This is a genomic window from Metapseudomonas resinovorans DSM 21078 (assembly GCF_000423545.1).
In the GTDB taxonomy this organism is placed as follows: Bacteria; Pseudomonadota; Gammaproteobacteria; order Pseudomonadales; family Pseudomonadaceae; genus Metapseudomonas; species Metapseudomonas resinovorans.
Window position 1 is genome coordinate 58,353 of record NZ_AUIE01000014.1, and the last position, 13,334, is coordinate 71,686.

At 66.3% G+C, this 13,334-nt stretch carries 16 protein-coding genes and 1 pseudogene; 10 read left to right on the top strand and 7 right to left on the bottom strand.

The genetic code is table 11. The annotated features are described in order from the left end of the window. Positions 1 to 3 precede the first annotated feature (3 nt). The 6 genes from G559_RS0112910 to G559_RS0112935 all read left to right on the top strand — a co-directional run bounded on the left by G559_RS0112910 (position 4) and on the right by G559_RS0112935 (position 6,540). Complete coding sequence (locus tag G559_RS0112910; RefSeq protein ID WP_028628613.1) at positions 4 to 1,497, top strand: MBOAT family O-acyltransferase; 1,494 nt, start codon at positions 4 to 6, stop codon at positions 1,495 to 1,497. 12 nt (positions 1,498 to 1,509) lie between these two features. After that, positions 1,510 to 2,658: an alginate O-acetyltransferase gene (locus G559_RS0112915; RefSeq protein ID WP_028628614.1), complete on the top strand. Its 1,149-nt coding sequence runs from the start codon at positions 1,510 to 1,512 to the stop codon at positions 2,656 to 2,658. A gap of 69 nt (positions 2,659 to 2,727) precedes the next feature. Next, positions 2,728 to 3,372: an alginate O-acetyltransferase AlgF gene (locus G559_RS0112920; RefSeq protein ID WP_028628615.1), complete on the top strand. Its 645-nt coding sequence runs from the start codon at positions 2,728 to 2,730 to the stop codon at positions 3,370 to 3,372. 219 nt (positions 3,373 to 3,591) lie between these two features. Continuing rightward, entirely contained in the window at positions 3,592 to 5,034 is a 1,443-nt protein-coding gene (locus G559_RS0112925; protein WP_028628616.1) for a mannose-1-phosphate guanylyltransferase/mannose-6-phosphate isomerase, read from the top strand. Between the two features lie 119 nt (positions 5,035 to 5,153). Beyond that, on the top strand, positions 5,154 to 5,615 hold the full coding sequence (locus tag G559_RS0112930; protein WP_028628617.1) for a hypothetical protein: 462 nt from the start codon (positions 5,154 to 5,156) through the stop codon (positions 5,613 to 5,615). A 94-nt stretch (positions 5,616 to 5,709) separates the two neighbouring features. Further along, positions 5,710 to 6,540: an SDR family oxidoreductase gene (locus G559_RS0112935; RefSeq protein WP_028628618.1), complete on the top strand. Its 831-nt coding sequence runs from the start codon at positions 5,710 to 5,712 to the stop codon at positions 6,538 to 6,540. Between the two features lie 26 nt (positions 6,541 to 6,566). On the opposite strand, the gene G559_RS0112940 is transcribed toward G559_RS0112935, so the two are convergent. The 3 genes from G559_RS0112940 to bufA2 are packed head-to-tail and all read right to left on the bottom strand — an operon-like array spanning position 6,567 to position 8,478. Next, the gene (locus G559_RS0112940; RefSeq protein WP_028628619.1) at positions 6,567 to 7,334 is read right to left on the bottom strand and encodes an HvfC/BufC N-terminal domain-containing protein; all 768 of its coding nucleotides are present in this window, start codon (positions 7,332 to 7,334) and stop codon (positions 6,567 to 6,569) included. Further along, the gene (gene bufB / locus G559_RS0112945) at positions 7,325 to 8,170 is read right to left on the bottom strand and encodes an MNIO family bufferin maturase (RefSeq protein WP_028628620.1); all 846 of its coding nucleotides are present in this window, start codon (positions 8,168 to 8,170) and stop codon (positions 7,325 to 7,327) included. The genes G559_RS0112940 and bufB overlap by 10 nt, the downstream gene beginning before the upstream one ends. A 47-nt stretch (positions 8,171 to 8,217) precedes the next feature. Then, positions 8,218 to 8,478 carry a BufA2 family periplasmic bufferin-type metallophore gene (bufA2, locus tag G559_RS0112950; protein WP_028628621.1) on the bottom strand — a complete coding sequence of 87 codons (261 nt, stop codon included), beginning with the start codon at positions 8,476 to 8,478 and terminating at the stop codon, positions 8,218 to 8,220. 198 nt (positions 8,479 to 8,676) lie between these two features. Here bufA2 and G559_RS0112955 point away from each other — a divergent pair, with 198 nt between their 5' ends. Beyond that, positions 8,677 to 9,045, top strand: coding sequence for a hypothetical protein (locus tag G559_RS0112955; protein ID WP_028628622.1), 369 nt, complete (start codon positions 8,677 to 8,679; stop codon positions 9,043 to 9,045). On the opposite strand, the pseudogene G559_RS31270 reads toward G559_RS0112955, so the two are convergent. Further along, positions 9,042 to 9,137 (bottom strand): annotated as a pseudogene (locus tag G559_RS31270) (EamA family transporter); the annotation flags it as partial. The gene G559_RS0112955 and the pseudogene G559_RS31270 sit on opposite strands and share 4 nt — an antisense overlap. Positions 9,138 to 9,301: 164 nt before the next feature. On the opposite strand from G559_RS31270, the gene G559_RS28955 reads away from it, so the two are divergent. Together G559_RS28955 and G559_RS0112970 are read left to right on the top strand one after the other, a co-directional pair. Next, positions 9,302 to 9,874 carry a GNAT family N-acetyltransferase gene (locus G559_RS28955; protein WP_051246653.1) on the top strand — a complete coding sequence of 191 codons (573 nt, stop codon included), beginning with the start codon at positions 9,302 to 9,304 and terminating at the stop codon, positions 9,872 to 9,874. A gap of 46 nt (positions 9,875 to 9,920) precedes the next feature. Next, complete coding sequence (locus tag G559_RS0112970) at positions 9,921 to 10,136, top strand: hypothetical protein (protein ID WP_028628623.1); 216 nt, start codon at positions 9,921 to 9,923, stop codon at positions 10,134 to 10,136. On the opposite strand, the gene G559_RS0112975 is transcribed toward G559_RS0112970, so the two are convergent. Further along, positions 10,133 to 11,008: a DMT family transporter gene (locus G559_RS0112975; protein ID WP_028628624.1), complete on the bottom strand. Its 876-nt coding sequence runs from the start codon at positions 11,006 to 11,008 to the stop codon at positions 10,133 to 10,135. The two genes, G559_RS0112970 and G559_RS0112975, sit on opposite strands and share 4 nt — an antisense overlap. A gap of 144 nt (positions 11,009 to 11,152) precedes the next feature. Between G559_RS0112975 and G559_RS0112980 the strand changes: the two genes are divergently transcribed. Then, a complete protein-coding gene (locus G559_RS0112980; RefSeq protein WP_036997373.1) occupies positions 11,153 to 11,971 on the top strand; it encodes a helix-turn-helix transcriptional regulator in 819 nt (272 codons plus the stop codon). A gap of 7 nt (positions 11,972 to 11,978) precedes the next feature. Here the strand turns inward: G559_RS0112980 and G559_RS0112985 are convergent, their stop codons facing one another. Together G559_RS0112985 and G559_RS0112990 are read right to left on the bottom strand one after the other, a co-directional pair. Continuing rightward, a complete protein-coding gene (locus G559_RS0112985) occupies positions 11,979 to 12,296 on the bottom strand; it encodes a cupin domain-containing protein (RefSeq protein WP_028628626.1) in 318 nt (105 codons plus the stop codon). Continuing rightward, a complete protein-coding gene (locus G559_RS0112990; RefSeq protein ID WP_028628627.1) occupies positions 12,293 to 13,198 on the bottom strand; it encodes a DMT family transporter in 906 nt (301 codons plus the stop codon). Before G559_RS0112990 ends, G559_RS0112985 begins: the two co-directional genes overlap by 4 nt. Positions 13,199 to 13,334: the final 136 nt, after the last annotated feature.

The window sequence follows — 13,334 nt, forward strand, 5'->3', positions numbered from 1 at the left end:
CGGATGGTCTTTTCTTCCAACGTGTTCCTGTTCCTGTTCCTGCCGATTTTCCTCGGCTTGTACTACCTGGTCGGGACACGCTATCGAAACCTGCTGTTGCTGGTCGCCAGCTACATCTTCTACGCCTGGTGGCGCATCGACTTCCTGGCACTGTTCGCTGCGGTGACGGTGTTCAACTACTGGATCGGCCTGCGCATCGGCGCGGCCGGCGTGCGCACGAAAACAGCGCAGAAATGGCTGCTCCTCGGCGTGGCGGTGGACCTCTGCGTCCTCGGCTACTTCAAGTACGCCAACTTCGGCGTCGACAGCCTCAACGCCATCATCGCCTCCTTCGGCATGGAGCCCTTCGTGCTCACGCACATCCTGCTGCCGATCGGGATCTCCTTCTACGTCTTCGAGTCGATCAGCTACATCATCGACGTGTACCGCGGCGATACGCCGGCCACCCGCAACCTGGTGGACTTCGCGGCCTTCGTGGCGATCTTCCCGCACCTGATCGCCGGCCCGGTGCTGCGCTTCAAGGACCTGGTGGACCAGTTCAACCACCGTACCCACACGGTGGACAAGTTCGCCGAGGGCTGCACGCGCTTCATGCAGGGCTTCATCAAGAAGGTCTTCATCGCCGACAGCATCGCGCCCATCGCCGACCACTGCTTCGCCCTGTCCGACCCGACCACGGGGGACGCCTGGCTCGGCGCGCTGGCCTACACCGCGCAGTTGTACTTCGACTTCTCCGGCTACAGCGACATGGCCATTGGCCTTGGCCTGATGATGGGCTTCCGCTTCATGGAGAACTTCAACCAGCCCTACATCAGCCAGTCCATCACCGAGTTCTGGCGGCGCTGGCACATCAGCCTCTCCACCTGGCTGCGCGACTACCTGTACATCAGCCTGGGCGGCAACCGTGGAAGCACCTTCCAGACCTACCGCAACCTGTTCCTCACCATGCTGCTGGGTGGCCTGTGGCACGGCGCCAACTTCACCTACATCATCTGGGGCGCCTGGCACGGTGCCTGGCTGGCCATCGAGCGCGCCCTGGGCGTGAACGCCGCGCCACGGGCGATCAACCCGCTGAAGTGGGCCTTCACCTTCCTGCTGGTGGTGATCGGCTGGGTGATCTTCCGCGCCGAAAACCTGGACGTCGCCTGGCGCATGTACGCCGCTATGTTCAGCTTCGGTGACTGGCAGCTTTCCGAGCTCAACCGCGCCCAGCTCACCAGCCTGCAAATCGCCACCCTGGTGCTGGCCTATGGGGTGCTGGCCATCTGCGGTATCCGCCAGTTCTACGCCCAGCCGCTGGCCGGCGCGCCCAAGGCCCGTGCCCGCGAAGACGACGACGGCATCGCCATCAATGCCGACGGTAGCGCCGCCCTGCCCCGTGCTCGCCTGCAGGTTGGCGCCCTGGCCTTCCATGCTGCCGTGCTCCTGCTGTTCGCCGCCTCGGTGCTGAAGCTCTCGGCGCAGAGTTTCTCGCCCTTCCTGTACTTCCAGTTCTGAGTGGAGCCGACCATGAACAGAACCCTGAACCTGCTCTACATCCTGTTGTTCTGCGGCCTGCTGTTGGCCCTCTGCCTGTGGTCCATGCGCGTGGTTTTCGGCTTTTCCGTAGCCAAGGAAACCAGCGTGCTGGACGGCAAGCTGGCCCTGGCCTTCGAGAAGCGCTACGACGAGGAATTCCCGGTCAAGCAGCTGGGCACCAACCTCTGGGCCCTGGCGGACTACAAGCTGTTCGGCGAAGGCCGCCAGGGCGTGGTCATTGGCCAGGACGGCTGGCTCTTCTCGGATGAAGAGTTCGACCCGGTCGCCGATGGCAGCCGCCACATGCGCGATAACCTGGCGCTGATCCAGGGCGTTCGCGACGAGCTGGCGCGACACAACGTGGAGCTGATGCTGGCCATCGTCCCGGCTAAGTCGCGCCTCTATCCCGAGTATGTCGGCGAAGCCACCCCCTCCGCCCTGCGTCAGGACCTCTACGAGCGCTTCCGCGGCGCAGCGCGCAAGGCCGGAATCATCGCCCCCGACCTGCTTGCCACCCTCGAAGACGCCAAGAATCAGGGCCAGGTCTTCCTGCGCACCGACACCCACTGGACGCCGCTGGGCGCCGAAGTGGTCGCCGGCCGCCTGGGACAAGCCGTTGGCCAGGCCATGACCCTGCGCGGCACGCCGCAGCAGTACGTGACCGAAGCCGAGGGCGTGGATACCTACAAGGGCGACCTGACGCGCTTCCTGCCGCTGGACCCGCTGTTCGAAAACCTGATGCCGGCGCCGGACCAGTTGCAGAAGCGCGCCACTCGCAACGACGACGCGGGCGACGCCGGCGCCGATGCCCTGTTCGCCGAAAGCGAAGTGCCCGTGGTGCTGGTCGGCACCAGCTACAGCGCCAACGACAAGTGGAACTTCGCCGGAGCCCTGCGCCAGGCCCTGCAGCGTGACCTGGTCAACCACGCCGAGGACGGCCATGGGCCGATCCTGCCAATGCTCAAGTACCTCAAGAGTGACGAGCTGAAGGATGCCCCGCCGCAGTTGGTGATCTGGGAGTTCCCGGAACGCTACCTGCCGATGCTGAGCGACCTGTCCGAATTCGACCCCGAATGGGTCGCCGGCCTGCGCAAGGGCACAGGCACCAGTGAACGCCTGGCCTCGCGCTCGAGCAACTGAGAAATCCCCCGCAAGGGGAACGCAGGGCCGTCAGCGGCCCGATCAAGAGAGAAGATGGAGGTACACCTCATGAACCGACAGAACAACCGCAGCTGGACGTCTTATGCCTGCGCCCTGGTGCTGGGTCTCGGCGCGCTGCAGGCCCAGGCCGATGAAGGCGGCCTGTACGGCCCGCAGGCACCCAAGGGGTCCGCCTTCGTCCGCGCTTACAACGCTGGCAGCAGCGAGCTCAGCGTCAACGTCGGCAATACCGCGCTGACCGACGTCCCGCCACTGGGCTCCAGCGACTTCAAGTTCCTCCCGGCCGGCAACTACAGCGCCCAGGTGGGCGGCAGCAGCCTCTCGGTGAAGCTGGAGGCCGACCGCTACTACACCCTGGTCAACCAGACTGGCCAGAACCCGCAACTGGTCGAAGAGCCCCCCTTCAGGAACAAGCAGAAAGCCCTGCTGCGCGTGCAGAACCTGTCCGACGCCAAGCTCACCCTGAAGACCGCCGACGGCAAGACCCCGGTGGTCGAGGACGTCGCCCCGCAAGGCCGCGGCGAGCGCGAGATCAACCCGGTGAAAGTCGGCCTCGCCCTGTTCGACGGCGACAAGAAAGTCAGCGACCTCAAGCCCGTCTCCCTGCAGCGCGGCGAGGTGGTCTGCCTCTACATCACCGGCAACGGCGGCAAGCTCTCTCCGGTCTGGGTCAAGCGCCCGGTGGAGTCCTGAGCCGCAACGAAGTGACAACCGGCGCGGGTTGAACCACGCCGGTACCTACCTGCCCCGCAGAGGGCGGGAAAGAAATGGCCAAGTCGATCCGAAGGGATCGCTCCGCGCAGGGTGGGCTTCAGCCCACCACCAGCCGACACGGTGGACACGCGGCCAGGCCAACGAAATGTGATCGATGGAAGCAGCGCCTCAACCCATGACAGTTCTAGGAGAAACACCATGATTCCCGTGATCCTCTCTGGCGGTAGCGGCTCTCGCCTCTGGCCTCTTTCGCGCAAGCAGTATCCCAAGCAGTTCCTCGCCCTCACCGGCGAACAGACCCTGTTCCAGCAAACCCTGCAGCGCCTGGACTTCGAAGGCATGCAACCGGCCGTGCTGGTGGCCAACCAGGATCACCGCTTCATCGTGCAGGAGCAGCTCGATGCCATCGGCCTGCAGCCGCAAGCCATGCTGCTGGAGCCCTTCGGCCGTAACACCGCGCCAGCCGTGGCCATCGCCGCCATGCAACTGGTCGCCGAGGGCCGCGACGAGCTGATGCTGGTGCTCCCGGCTGACCATGTGCTGCGCGACCCGCTTGCCTTCCAGAAGGCCCTGGCACTGGCCGCCAGCGCCGCCGACAAGGGCGAGATGGTGCTCTTCGGCGTACCCGCCGAGCGCCCGGAAACCGGCTACGGCTACATCCGCAGCAAGTCCGACAACGTGCTGCCGGAAGGCATCAGCCGCGTCGCCGAATTCGTCGAGAAACCGAACGAAGAACTGGCGCGCCAATACGTCGCGTCCGGCGACTACTTCTGGAACAGCGGCATGTTCCTGTTCCGCGCCAGCCGCTTCCTGGAGGAGCTCAAGCACCACGAGGTGGATATCTACGACACCTGCCTGCTGGCCCTGGAACGCAGCAAGCGTGACGGCATAGCGGTGAGCATCGACTCGGCCACCTTCGCCTGCTGCCCGGACAACTCCATCGACTACGCGGTGATGGAGAAGACCGCCCGCGCCTGCGTGGTGCCTCTCGATGCCGGCTGGAACGACGTGGGCAGCTGGAGCTCGATCTGGGACGTGCATGAGAAGGATGCCGACGGCAACGTCACCAAGGGCGATGTGGTGGTGCAGGACAGCCACAACTGCCTGGTGCATGGCAACGGCAAGCTGGTGTCGGTGATCGGCCTGGACGACGTGGTCGTGGTCGAGACCAAGGACGCGATGATGATCGCCCACAAGGACCGCGTGCAGGACGTGAAGAAACTGGTGAACAAGCTGGACGCCGACGGCCGCAGCGAAACCCAGAATCACTGCGCCGTATACCGCCCCTGGGGCTCGTACGATTCGGTGGACATGGGTGGCCGCTTCCAGGTCAAGCACATCACCGTCAAACCCGGCGCGCAGCTTTCGCTGCAGATGCACCACCACCGCGCCGAGCACTGGATCGTGGTATCCGGCACCGCCCAGGTGACCTGCGACGACAAGGTGTTCCTGCTCACCGAAAACCAGTCGACCTACATCCCGATCGCCTCGGTGCACCGCCTGGCCAATCCGGGCAAGATCCCGCTGGAGATCATCGAAGTGCAGTCGGGCAGCTACCTCGGCGAGGACGATATCGAGCGTCTGGATGACGTCTACGGCCGCGCCCCGCAGTCGGCCACTGTGCACAGCATCGCCCGCTGACCCCTGGGAGCCAGCTTGCTGGCGAAGGGGCAACCTTTCGCGAGCAAGCTCGCCCCTACATCGCCCTCGGCGGACATGGACACTCTTGTTAGCATGGTAGGCCTCAAGGAGGTTTTCCCATGCTGATTGGCATCGTTCTGATACTGACCTGGCTCATCCTGCTGCTGCGCTACCCGGCCAAGGCACTGCCGATCTCAATGGCCGCTGTGGCCGGCCTGGGCCTGGTGGCCGCCTGGGTGCTGTGGCAGGAGCGCGCGGAAGAGCGGCGCTTCGCCCGCCTGGAAATCCAGCTCCGCCTCGACGACCGCTGCCCAGCCGATCGGCCCCTGGCCATCTCCGTGCGCAATGGAGCCGATGCCGTACTGCGTGACTTTGCCTGGCAGCTGCAGGCCTTCCGCCCCGGTGACGCCATCAACCTGGCCCAGCCCAGCTACGACCATCCACGCTACCTCGGCCCTACCGAGCTGCAACCCGGCGCCCAATGGCAGGACTGCCTCGCCCTGCCGCCCATTCGCCAGGGTTATCGCGCCCAATCGCTGGAGTTTCGCGCCACCAATCTGCGTGGCACATTTGTCGACTGAGTAATGCTCCCCTCTCCCTCCGGGAGAGGGGCCGGGGGTGAGGGAGATCACGCCCGCCCCCGTTTCCCCAACATTCCGCGCACAAGGACTCGCCATGCCCACTCCCACCGCCCTGATCACCGGCTGCTCCAGCGGCATCGGCCGCGCCCTGGCCGACGCTTTCAAGGCGGCTGGCTACAGCGTCTGGGCCACCGCCCGCAAACCACGGGATCTTGCCGAACTGGAAGCCGCCGGCTTCATCGCCATTGAACTGGACGTGAATGACCAAGCTGCCGTGGCGGCCCTGGCCGAACGACTGCAACGGGAGGACGGCGGCCTCGATGTGCTGGTGAACAATGCCGGCTATGGCGCCATGGGGCCGCTGCTGGACGGTGGCGTCGAAGCCCTGCGCAAGCAGTTCGATACCAACGTCTTCGCCCTGGTGGATGTGACCCGCGCCTGTTTCCCGCTGCTGCGTAAGCGCCGCGGCCTGGTGGTGAACATCGGCAGCGTCTCCGGCGTTCTGATTACCCCCTTTGCCGGCGCTTACTGCGCTTCGAAGGCAGCGGTGCACGCCCTTTCCGATGCCCTGCGCCTGGAGCTGTCACCCTTCGGCATCGAACTGATGGAAGTGCAGCCCGGCGCCATCGCCTCCAGCTTCGGCGCCAACGCCACCCGCGAAGCCGAAGCCCTGATCGCCGAGGACTCCCCCTGGTGGCCGGTGCGCGAAGGCATTCGCGCCCGCGCCCGCGCGTCCCAGGACAACCCCACTTCAGCCACGGACTTCGCCCGTACCTTGCTCGCTGCCGTTCAACGCAAGCCGCGTCCGACGCTGGTGCGCATCGGCAACGGCAGCCGCGCCCTGCCGCTGCTGGCGCGCTGGGTGCCAAGAGGCGTGCTGGAGCGGGTGCTGAAGAAGCGCTTCGGACTGGGCGTCGAACTCTAGGAAAAGCCGGTCGGACGGCGCCAGACTCAGCCTGCGCGCCTGACCACCCCCTCACTTATCCACAATTTCAGCCAGCCAGCCGCCAGCATCGGATCGCCGAGTTCCGCGCACAGGCCGGCAAAGCTCCAGCCCTGCGCCACTATGCCCAGCAATGCATGGCCCTCTTCCTCGGCAAGGCTGCGGTATTGCCCCACCAGCCCCTGGCGCCAGACCAGGCACAGTTCGGGTCGCTCCAGCAGCTCGCTGACAGGGAATTCGCGGCCATCCTTCACCGCCCGCCACAGGGCCAGGCTGTTATGCCGACAAGGCACCCGCTGCACACTGGGCACCAAAGCCAGTTGCAGCTCGGGCCAGTCTTCAGCAGGCAAATGCGCCATCTGCTCCAGGGTCAGCGGCTCATCCGCCGGGGCATCGAAGGCCAGGGTGAAGGCCCATTCCAGCCGCGCCAGCTCGGCCAGGGGCGCGGACTGATCCGGCACCAGCCAGGACTCGATGAAATCGGCGAGACTCGCCCCCAGCCAGCGCAGGCTGAAATGCCGCGACGGATGGGCACGCAGGTAAGCGTGGGCCAGGGCTTCGAACTCACCGTCGCCGAGCCAGTGATGCAGCGTCGGGTAGTCGCCACGCAGGGCGTCTACCAGTCGTGCACGGTAGGCGTGGTGGTAGATCTTCAGCCCTTCCAGCGCCCCCAGTTCCGGGCCGCCTCGAATGGCGCCAAGCAGTTCGGGGTCGGCTGTGTCGCATTCATCCAGCAGGTAGGCCTCGAAGCGCTGCTGAAATTCGCTCAGGCGCATACCACCTCCTTTCCCAGGGTGACGTCAGCCAGTTCCCGCGCTTTTCCCAACTCGGCCAGCAGCTCGTCCAGGGGCGGCAGGTGGTCGTCACGCTCCAGCAGGGTGGCCACCGGCCCCAGGTGTTCAAGGGTGCGCTGGTAGAGCTGCCAGACCGGATCACAGATCGGTGCATCGTGGGTATCGATCAGGTAGTGGCCGTAGTCGCTATGACCGGCCAGGTGCAACTGGCGGATGGCGGTTTTCGGCAGTGCGCGGATGAAGTCCCAGGGTTCGAATCCCTGGTTACGCGCGCTGACGTACACGTTGTTCACATCCAACAGCAGTTCGCAGCCGCTGAGGTCCACCAGGGCGGCGAGGAATTCCCATTCGCTCATCTCGCTGTCGGTACAGCGCAGGTAACTGGAAACGTTCTCCAGCACCAGCGGCCGGCCCAGCATGTCCTGCACCTGCCGGACCCGTTCGGCCACATGGGCCAGGCTCTCCTCGGTGAAGGGCAGCGGCAGCAAGTCATGGAGCTGGTGGGCGTTGCCACGGCTCCAGCAAAGATGATCAGAGACCCAGCGGGGCCCGATGCGCTGGGCAAGTGCCTTCAACTGCAGCAGATGATCGCGGTCCAGCGGGTGCGGGCCACCAATGGACAGCGACACCCCGTGCATCACCAGCGGATAGCGCTCGGCAATGGCATCCAGGTAGTAGAGCGGCTTGCCACCGCCTACCAGGTAGTTCTCAGAGATCACCTCGAACCAGTCAACCGTCGGCTGTCGTTCGAGAACCTCCTGGTGGTACTGGCTGCGCAAGCCCAGGCCAAAACCCAGGCTGGATGGGTGTTCATGCATGGCAGTTCTCCCTGGATCGGGGTGGCCCGCAGGCCACCCCAGCCTCATCAGGGACCGACCTTGCCGCCGGCGGAATTGCACTCAGCCAGCGTGGTGCTCTTGAAGCCCTGGCCTTTACAGGCACCCTGTCCCTTGCACGAGTTGTTAGCGGTCTTGCAGTCGTTCTGACCTTTGCAGGCATTGATGCCGTAGCAGTGCACCATCGCTTCTTCGGCCATGACCTGGGTCGGCAGGCTGGCAAACAGACCGGCAGCGGCGAGGGCCAGGGCGACGCCAGCAGCGGTGGTGGTGGAAGTCTTGGTAGTCATTTTGTGCATCCTCGGGATGGTTGTCTTTGGCCGGCTTGCTGCGCCGGACATAGAGGTAGAGAACGCTCGTCCGCTGGCGTTACAGGTGGACGCGGAATTTTTTCTTGTAGCCCGGATGAAATCCGCGAAACTGCGCAGGTCGCCACTTCCGGATCGCATCCGGCTACAGTTTCCCCACCTCCGCAACGAGAAACGACCATGTCACTCCCCTTGCGCTACGCCGTCGGCGGCGTGGCCCTGGCCATCGTCCTGAACCTGTTGCTGCGCAGTTTCGTGAAGATCGGCGGGATCTTCGCCACCCTGCTGATCGCCACTGCAACGGCCACGCTGCTGGCCCTGGCCTTCCGCTTCATCCAGCAACGCGCACCGGCGCCGGGCGAACGCTGGCGCATCGTGCTCGGCTACGGCGGCATCCTCGGCGTGCTCTACCTCGGTCTGCTGGCCATGATGGCATTGCAGGATACGCCCAGCCCGATGGGCGTCCTGCTGTTCCTGGTCCATTACCTGTGCTATCCGGTGTTAGCCGCATTGCTGCTGTCGGAGCGGATATTCGCCCGGTTACGCTAGCGACCCGCCGTTGCAGCCACCGGTACGACCGGCTTGGGCTTGCGGAACACCAGTACGTTACCGGCCATCACCAGGGCCATACCGATATTGGCTACTGCGATGCTCACCGGGTGCCATGCCTACATGACGGTAGAAGGCACCATCGAGCCCCAGTTGTTCGAACTGGTCTCATTGCGAGTTCTTCATGCGGAACTCGACAGGGTTGAAGTCCTCGTCGGAGATCACGCACCCCGTATTCGAGGACGGAATGTTCACCATGCACCTACGCCCCCTTGAACTGCCCCGCGACGCCGAGGCCCTGAGCGCCTTCGATGCCGGCTATGACACCCACCTGCTCTACCGCGTGGAGCGGCAAGGACTCGGCTTCGTACTGGTGGAGGAACGCCACGCGGAGCCCTTCCGCAAGCGCTACGACGCCGAAGGGTTCGCCGAGGATGTGGAGGACGCCGACTTCGCCCTGGCCGCCGAGACCGATGACGGCAGCCTGGCAGGGTTCGCCTGCGTGCGGCTGGAAGGCTGGAACCGCAGCGCCGAACTCAGCGCGCTGTTCGTCGCACCGGCCCACAAGGGCCAGGGGCTGGGCCGGCGGCTGCTGGAGCAGGCCGTGGACTTCGCCCGTGCTAGCGGCGCGCGCTGCCTGTGGCTGGAGACCCAGAGCAGCAATCACCCGGCCATCGGCTTCTACCTGAAGTCCGGCTTCGCCTTCAGCGGGCTGAACACCGTGCTCTACGACCCGCGCGACACCCCGCCCGAGGAAGTCGCGCTGTTCTTCAGCCGACCCCTGGAGCCCCAAAAAACGTTGGAACCGTCGCCCTCCCCGCCTCACTAAAAAGGGAGAACAAGGGGGATTCGATGGACGACCTCGACCTGCTGCAATGCCGGCCATGCTGGTCACCATGGCCGCCGTCTGGCTGATCGGCTCGCAGACACCGGCCCGGCGGCACATCGGCTTCTGGGTGTTTCTGGCCAGCAATGCCCTGTGGATCGCCGTGGGCCTGCACGCCCATGCCTGGGCGCTGATCATCCTGCAGCTGTGCCTGACGGCAATGAACCTGCGCGGGGCGAAGAAGGCCGACGAGGCCAGCGGCTAGCCCCGGCGCCACCCGACCGGCAGCGCCAGCACCAGGATCGCCAGGATCACCGCCGCCACGCCCAGCCCCTGGGACAGCCCCAGCGGCTCGCCCAGCAACACGGCAGCCAGCGCCACCGCCGTGAGCGGGGCCACTGCCGTGAAGGTGGCCGCCTCGCCGCCGCTGACCCGCGACGAGCCGGCGTACCAAAGCAGGAAGCCCGCCGCCGTCGGCACCCAGGCGTACCACGCCAGCGCGGCCAGCGACGCGGGCAAAGGCCAGGCCAGCGGTCCCTCGAACAGGGCCAGCGGCGCCGACACCAGCAACCCCAGGGCGACCATGGCGGTAGCCTGCTGCACCGCCCCCAGCGGCTGGCGCATCCGCTTGTTGAGCAGGATGAATGCGCTCTCGCACAGCACTGCCCCGAACACGCAGAGCATCCCGAACCCGCTGCTCGGCCCATTGGCCTTCCAGGCCACCGCCACCACCCCGAGGGTGGCCAGCGCTACGCTGGCCACCTGCCGCAGCCCCGGTCGCTCCCCCAGCACCAGCACCGAGAACAGCGCGGAAACCGCCGGCAGCGTGCCGATGATCACCCCGGCGTCTGCCGCCGGCAGGTGGGCCAGACCGATCACCAGCAGCACCGTGTAGCCCACGCTGCCGGCCGCAGCCTGGAGCACCAGCAAGGCCCGGTCTCCCGCCCCCAGGCGCGGCCATAACCCACCCTGGCGCCACAGCAGCCACAGCAGCACCGGCAGGGCCAGGGCGAAGCGCAGGGCGGTCGCCTGGAACGGCGGCACGCTGCCGGCCAGGACCTTGGACGCGATGACCGTGGTGCCCACCGTCATCATCGCCAGTGAAAGCAGCAGATAGCCTTGCGCACGTCTCGACACCCCGACCTCCCGAATACCGTCTCGCTGGATTGCGAGGGCCTATTCAGGGGCATCCGCCGCGCGGGTTCTTGAACGAAATTGATTTGTCGGGGCACCTGCCCTCCCTGGCTATACTGCGGCCTCGCACACGACCGGGAGGCGCACATGACCGGCAGGACGCTCACCGAAGCATTCGACATCCAACCCAGCCATCTGGCCGGCGTGCTGGCGGTGGAGGCCACCTCGCAGCGTGCCTTCGGCCGCCACACCCACGACGGATTCGGCATCGGCGTCATCCTCCACGGCGCCCAGGATTCCGCCAGCGGACGCGGCAACGTGCGCGCCGAGCCGGGCTGCCTGATCTCGGTGAACCCCAACGAAGTGCACGACGGTCGCCCCGTGGCGGACGGCCCGCGCAGTTGGCGCATGCTCTATTTCGACAGCGCCCTGATCGCCCGCGTGGCGGGGCTGCTCGAGCAGAGCCCGGGCTGCGAACTGGCCCACCCGGTGCTGCCCTGCAGCGCCGCGCGGCAGTCCTTCCTCGCCTTGCACGCTGCCCTCACCGGGCCGGCCGAAGAACCCTGGTGGGACGTGGCCGAGCAGGAGCTGCTGCAGGTGCTGGGTGCGCTACTGGAGGACCGGCGCAGCTACCGCCCGCGCCTGCCCACGGGCGCCGTGGCCCGCGCCATCCAGCGCCTGGACGAAGCGCCGGAGGTGGCTGCCAGCCTCACCGAGCTGGCGCGGGAAGCCGGCGTCAGCCCTCATCACTTCCTGCGGGCCTTCAAGGCGGTCACCGCCCTGCCGCCTCACGCCTACCGCCTGCAACGCCAGTTGCAGAAGGCCCACCGCCAGTTGCTGGCGGGCGAGGCCCCGGTACAGGCCGCCCTGGCCTGTGGCTTCGCCGACCAGAGCCACCTCAACCGCCATTTCACCCGCGCCTACGGCTACACGCCGGGGCGACTGGCGCGGGCAGTGCGCGGCTGAGCCCGCGTCAGATGCTGCCCTCGCGCTCCACCACCAGGATGCGCGCCGCCCCACGCGGGTGGGCCACGTGCTCGCAGCCGGGGCCGGCATGGAACAGGTCACCGACGCCCAGCAGCACCGCATGCTCCTCGCCGCCTTCGCGGTAGCGCATCTCCACCTCGCCATCGAGCACCACGAAGACTTCGCTGCCGTCATTGACGTGCCAGATGTACGGCTGGTCGGTCCAGTGCAGGCGCACCGTGGTGCCGTCGAGGTTGGTGATGTCCAACGCACCCCAGGCACGCTCGGCGGTGAACTCGCGGCTGCGCACCACGCGCTGGCTCATGCGCGGCTCCCCAGGGGCGGAGCGGCCACCGAAGCCTTGGACTTGCGGAACACCAGCACGTTGCCGGCCATCACCAGGGCCAGGCCGAACAGGGCTGGAGGGGTCCACTGATAGCCTTCGACGAAGGCCGAGATGTTCAGCGCCACCACCGGGAACAGCACGGTGCAGTAGGCAGCGCGCTCGGGCCCCATGCGCCCCACGAGAGTCAGGTAGGCGGTGAAACCAATGACCGAGCCGGGAATCGCCAGGTAAAGCAGCGAGCCGACGTAGCGGGTGTTCCACTCCATGTCGAAGGGCGTGCCGCTGACCAGGCACCAGGCACTGAGCAAGAGGGCGCCATAGAGCATGCCCCAGGCGTTGGTGGTGAGCGGCTTGAGCCCGGACTTCTGCTGCAGGCTGGAGAGCATGTTGCCGGCGGAGAAGCACAGGGTGCCGAGCAGGGCCAGCCCAAGGCCGATCAGGGTCTCGCGGCTGGCGGTATGGTGCGAAAGCTCGGGCCAGAACAGCAGTCCCAGGCCCAGCAGGCCGAGGCCGCCACCGGCGAGTACGTTGGGGGCGATGCGTTGGCCGAAGAAGATTCGCGCATTGAGTGCGTTCCACAACGTTGCCGTGGAGAACACCACCGCGATCAGCCCGCTGGGTATCCACTGGCTGGCGGTGTAGAAGCACATGAAGTTGATGCAGAACAGGCACAGGCCCTGGGCCAGGCAGATCATCTGGGCGCGGCCGTCGAGCTTCTGCAGCCTGCGACTGAGCAACAGGACGGCGAAGAGCACGGCGGCTGCAAGGGCGAAGCGATAGGCGATGGAGGCGGGAATGGCGACGCTGCCCATCTGCAGTTTGATGGCGATCCAGGTGGTGCCCCAGATCAGGACAGTGAGCAGGTAAAGGGACAGGTTCATCTCGGCGACTCCGGTTTCGATGCGGCCAGTCTCCGCCCGCCCCCTTCGACCCGCTTGCACAAACTTGCGCTTATCTCGTCGGAGAGCTGCCCGCCCCCACGCCCGCGCGCTAGGATGAACCCCATTCGCACACCGA

What these genes read in the sequence shown, in the direction of transcription:
- G559_RS0112910 (WP_028628613.1), top strand. Translation starts at nt 4, where the DNA reads ATGGTCTTTTCTTCCAACGTGTTCCTGTTCCTGTTCCTGCCGATTTTC.
- G559_RS0112915 (WP_028628614.1), top strand. Translation starts at nt 1,510, where the DNA reads ATGAACAGAACCCTGAACCTGCTCTACATCCTGTTGTTCTGCGGCCTG.
- G559_RS0112920 (WP_028628615.1), top strand. Translation starts at nt 2,728, where the DNA reads ATGAACCGACAGAACAACCGCAGCTGGACGTCTTATGCCTGCGCCCTG.
- G559_RS0112925 (WP_028628616.1), top strand. Translation starts at nt 3,592, where the DNA reads ATGATTCCCGTGATCCTCTCTGGCGGTAGCGGCTCTCGCCTCTGGCCT.
- G559_RS0112930 (WP_028628617.1), top strand. Translation starts at nt 5,154, where the DNA reads ATGCTGATTGGCATCGTTCTGATACTGACCTGGCTCATCCTGCTGCTG.
- G559_RS0112935 (WP_028628618.1), top strand. Translation starts at nt 5,710, where the DNA reads ATGCCCACTCCCACCGCCCTGATCACCGGCTGCTCCAGCGGCATCGGC.
- G559_RS0112940 (WP_028628619.1), bottom strand. Translation starts at nt 7,334, where the DNA reads ATGCGCCTGAGCGAATTTCAGCAGCGCTTCGAGGCCTACCTGCTGGAT.
- bufB (WP_028628620.1), bottom strand. Translation starts at nt 8,170, where the DNA reads ATGCATGAACACCCATCCAGCCTGGGTTTTGGCCTGGGCTTGCGCAGC.
- bufA2 (WP_028628621.1), bottom strand. Translation starts at nt 8,478, where the DNA reads ATGACTACCAAGACTTCCACCACCACCGCTGCTGGCGTCGCCCTGGCC.
- G559_RS0112955 (WP_028628622.1), top strand. Translation starts at nt 8,677, where the DNA reads ATGTCACTCCCCTTGCGCTACGCCGTCGGCGGCGTGGCCCTGGCCATC.
- G559_RS28955 (WP_051246653.1), top strand. Translation starts at nt 9,302, where the DNA reads ATGCACCTACGCCCCCTTGAACTGCCCCGCGACGCCGAGGCCCTGAGC.
- G559_RS0112970 (WP_028628623.1), top strand. Translation starts at nt 9,921, where the DNA reads ATGCCGGCCATGCTGGTCACCATGGCCGCCGTCTGGCTGATCGGCTCG.
- G559_RS0112980 (WP_036997373.1), top strand. Translation starts at nt 11,153, where the DNA reads ATGACCGGCAGGACGCTCACCGAAGCATTCGACATCCAACCCAGCCAT.
- G559_RS0112985 (WP_028628626.1), bottom strand. Translation starts at nt 12,296, where the DNA reads ATGAGCCAGCGCGTGGTGCGCAGCCGCGAGTTCACCGCCGAGCGTGCC.
- G559_RS0112990 (WP_028628627.1), bottom strand. Translation starts at nt 13,198, where the DNA reads ATGAACCTGTCCCTTTACCTGCTCACTGTCCTGATCTGGGGCACCACC.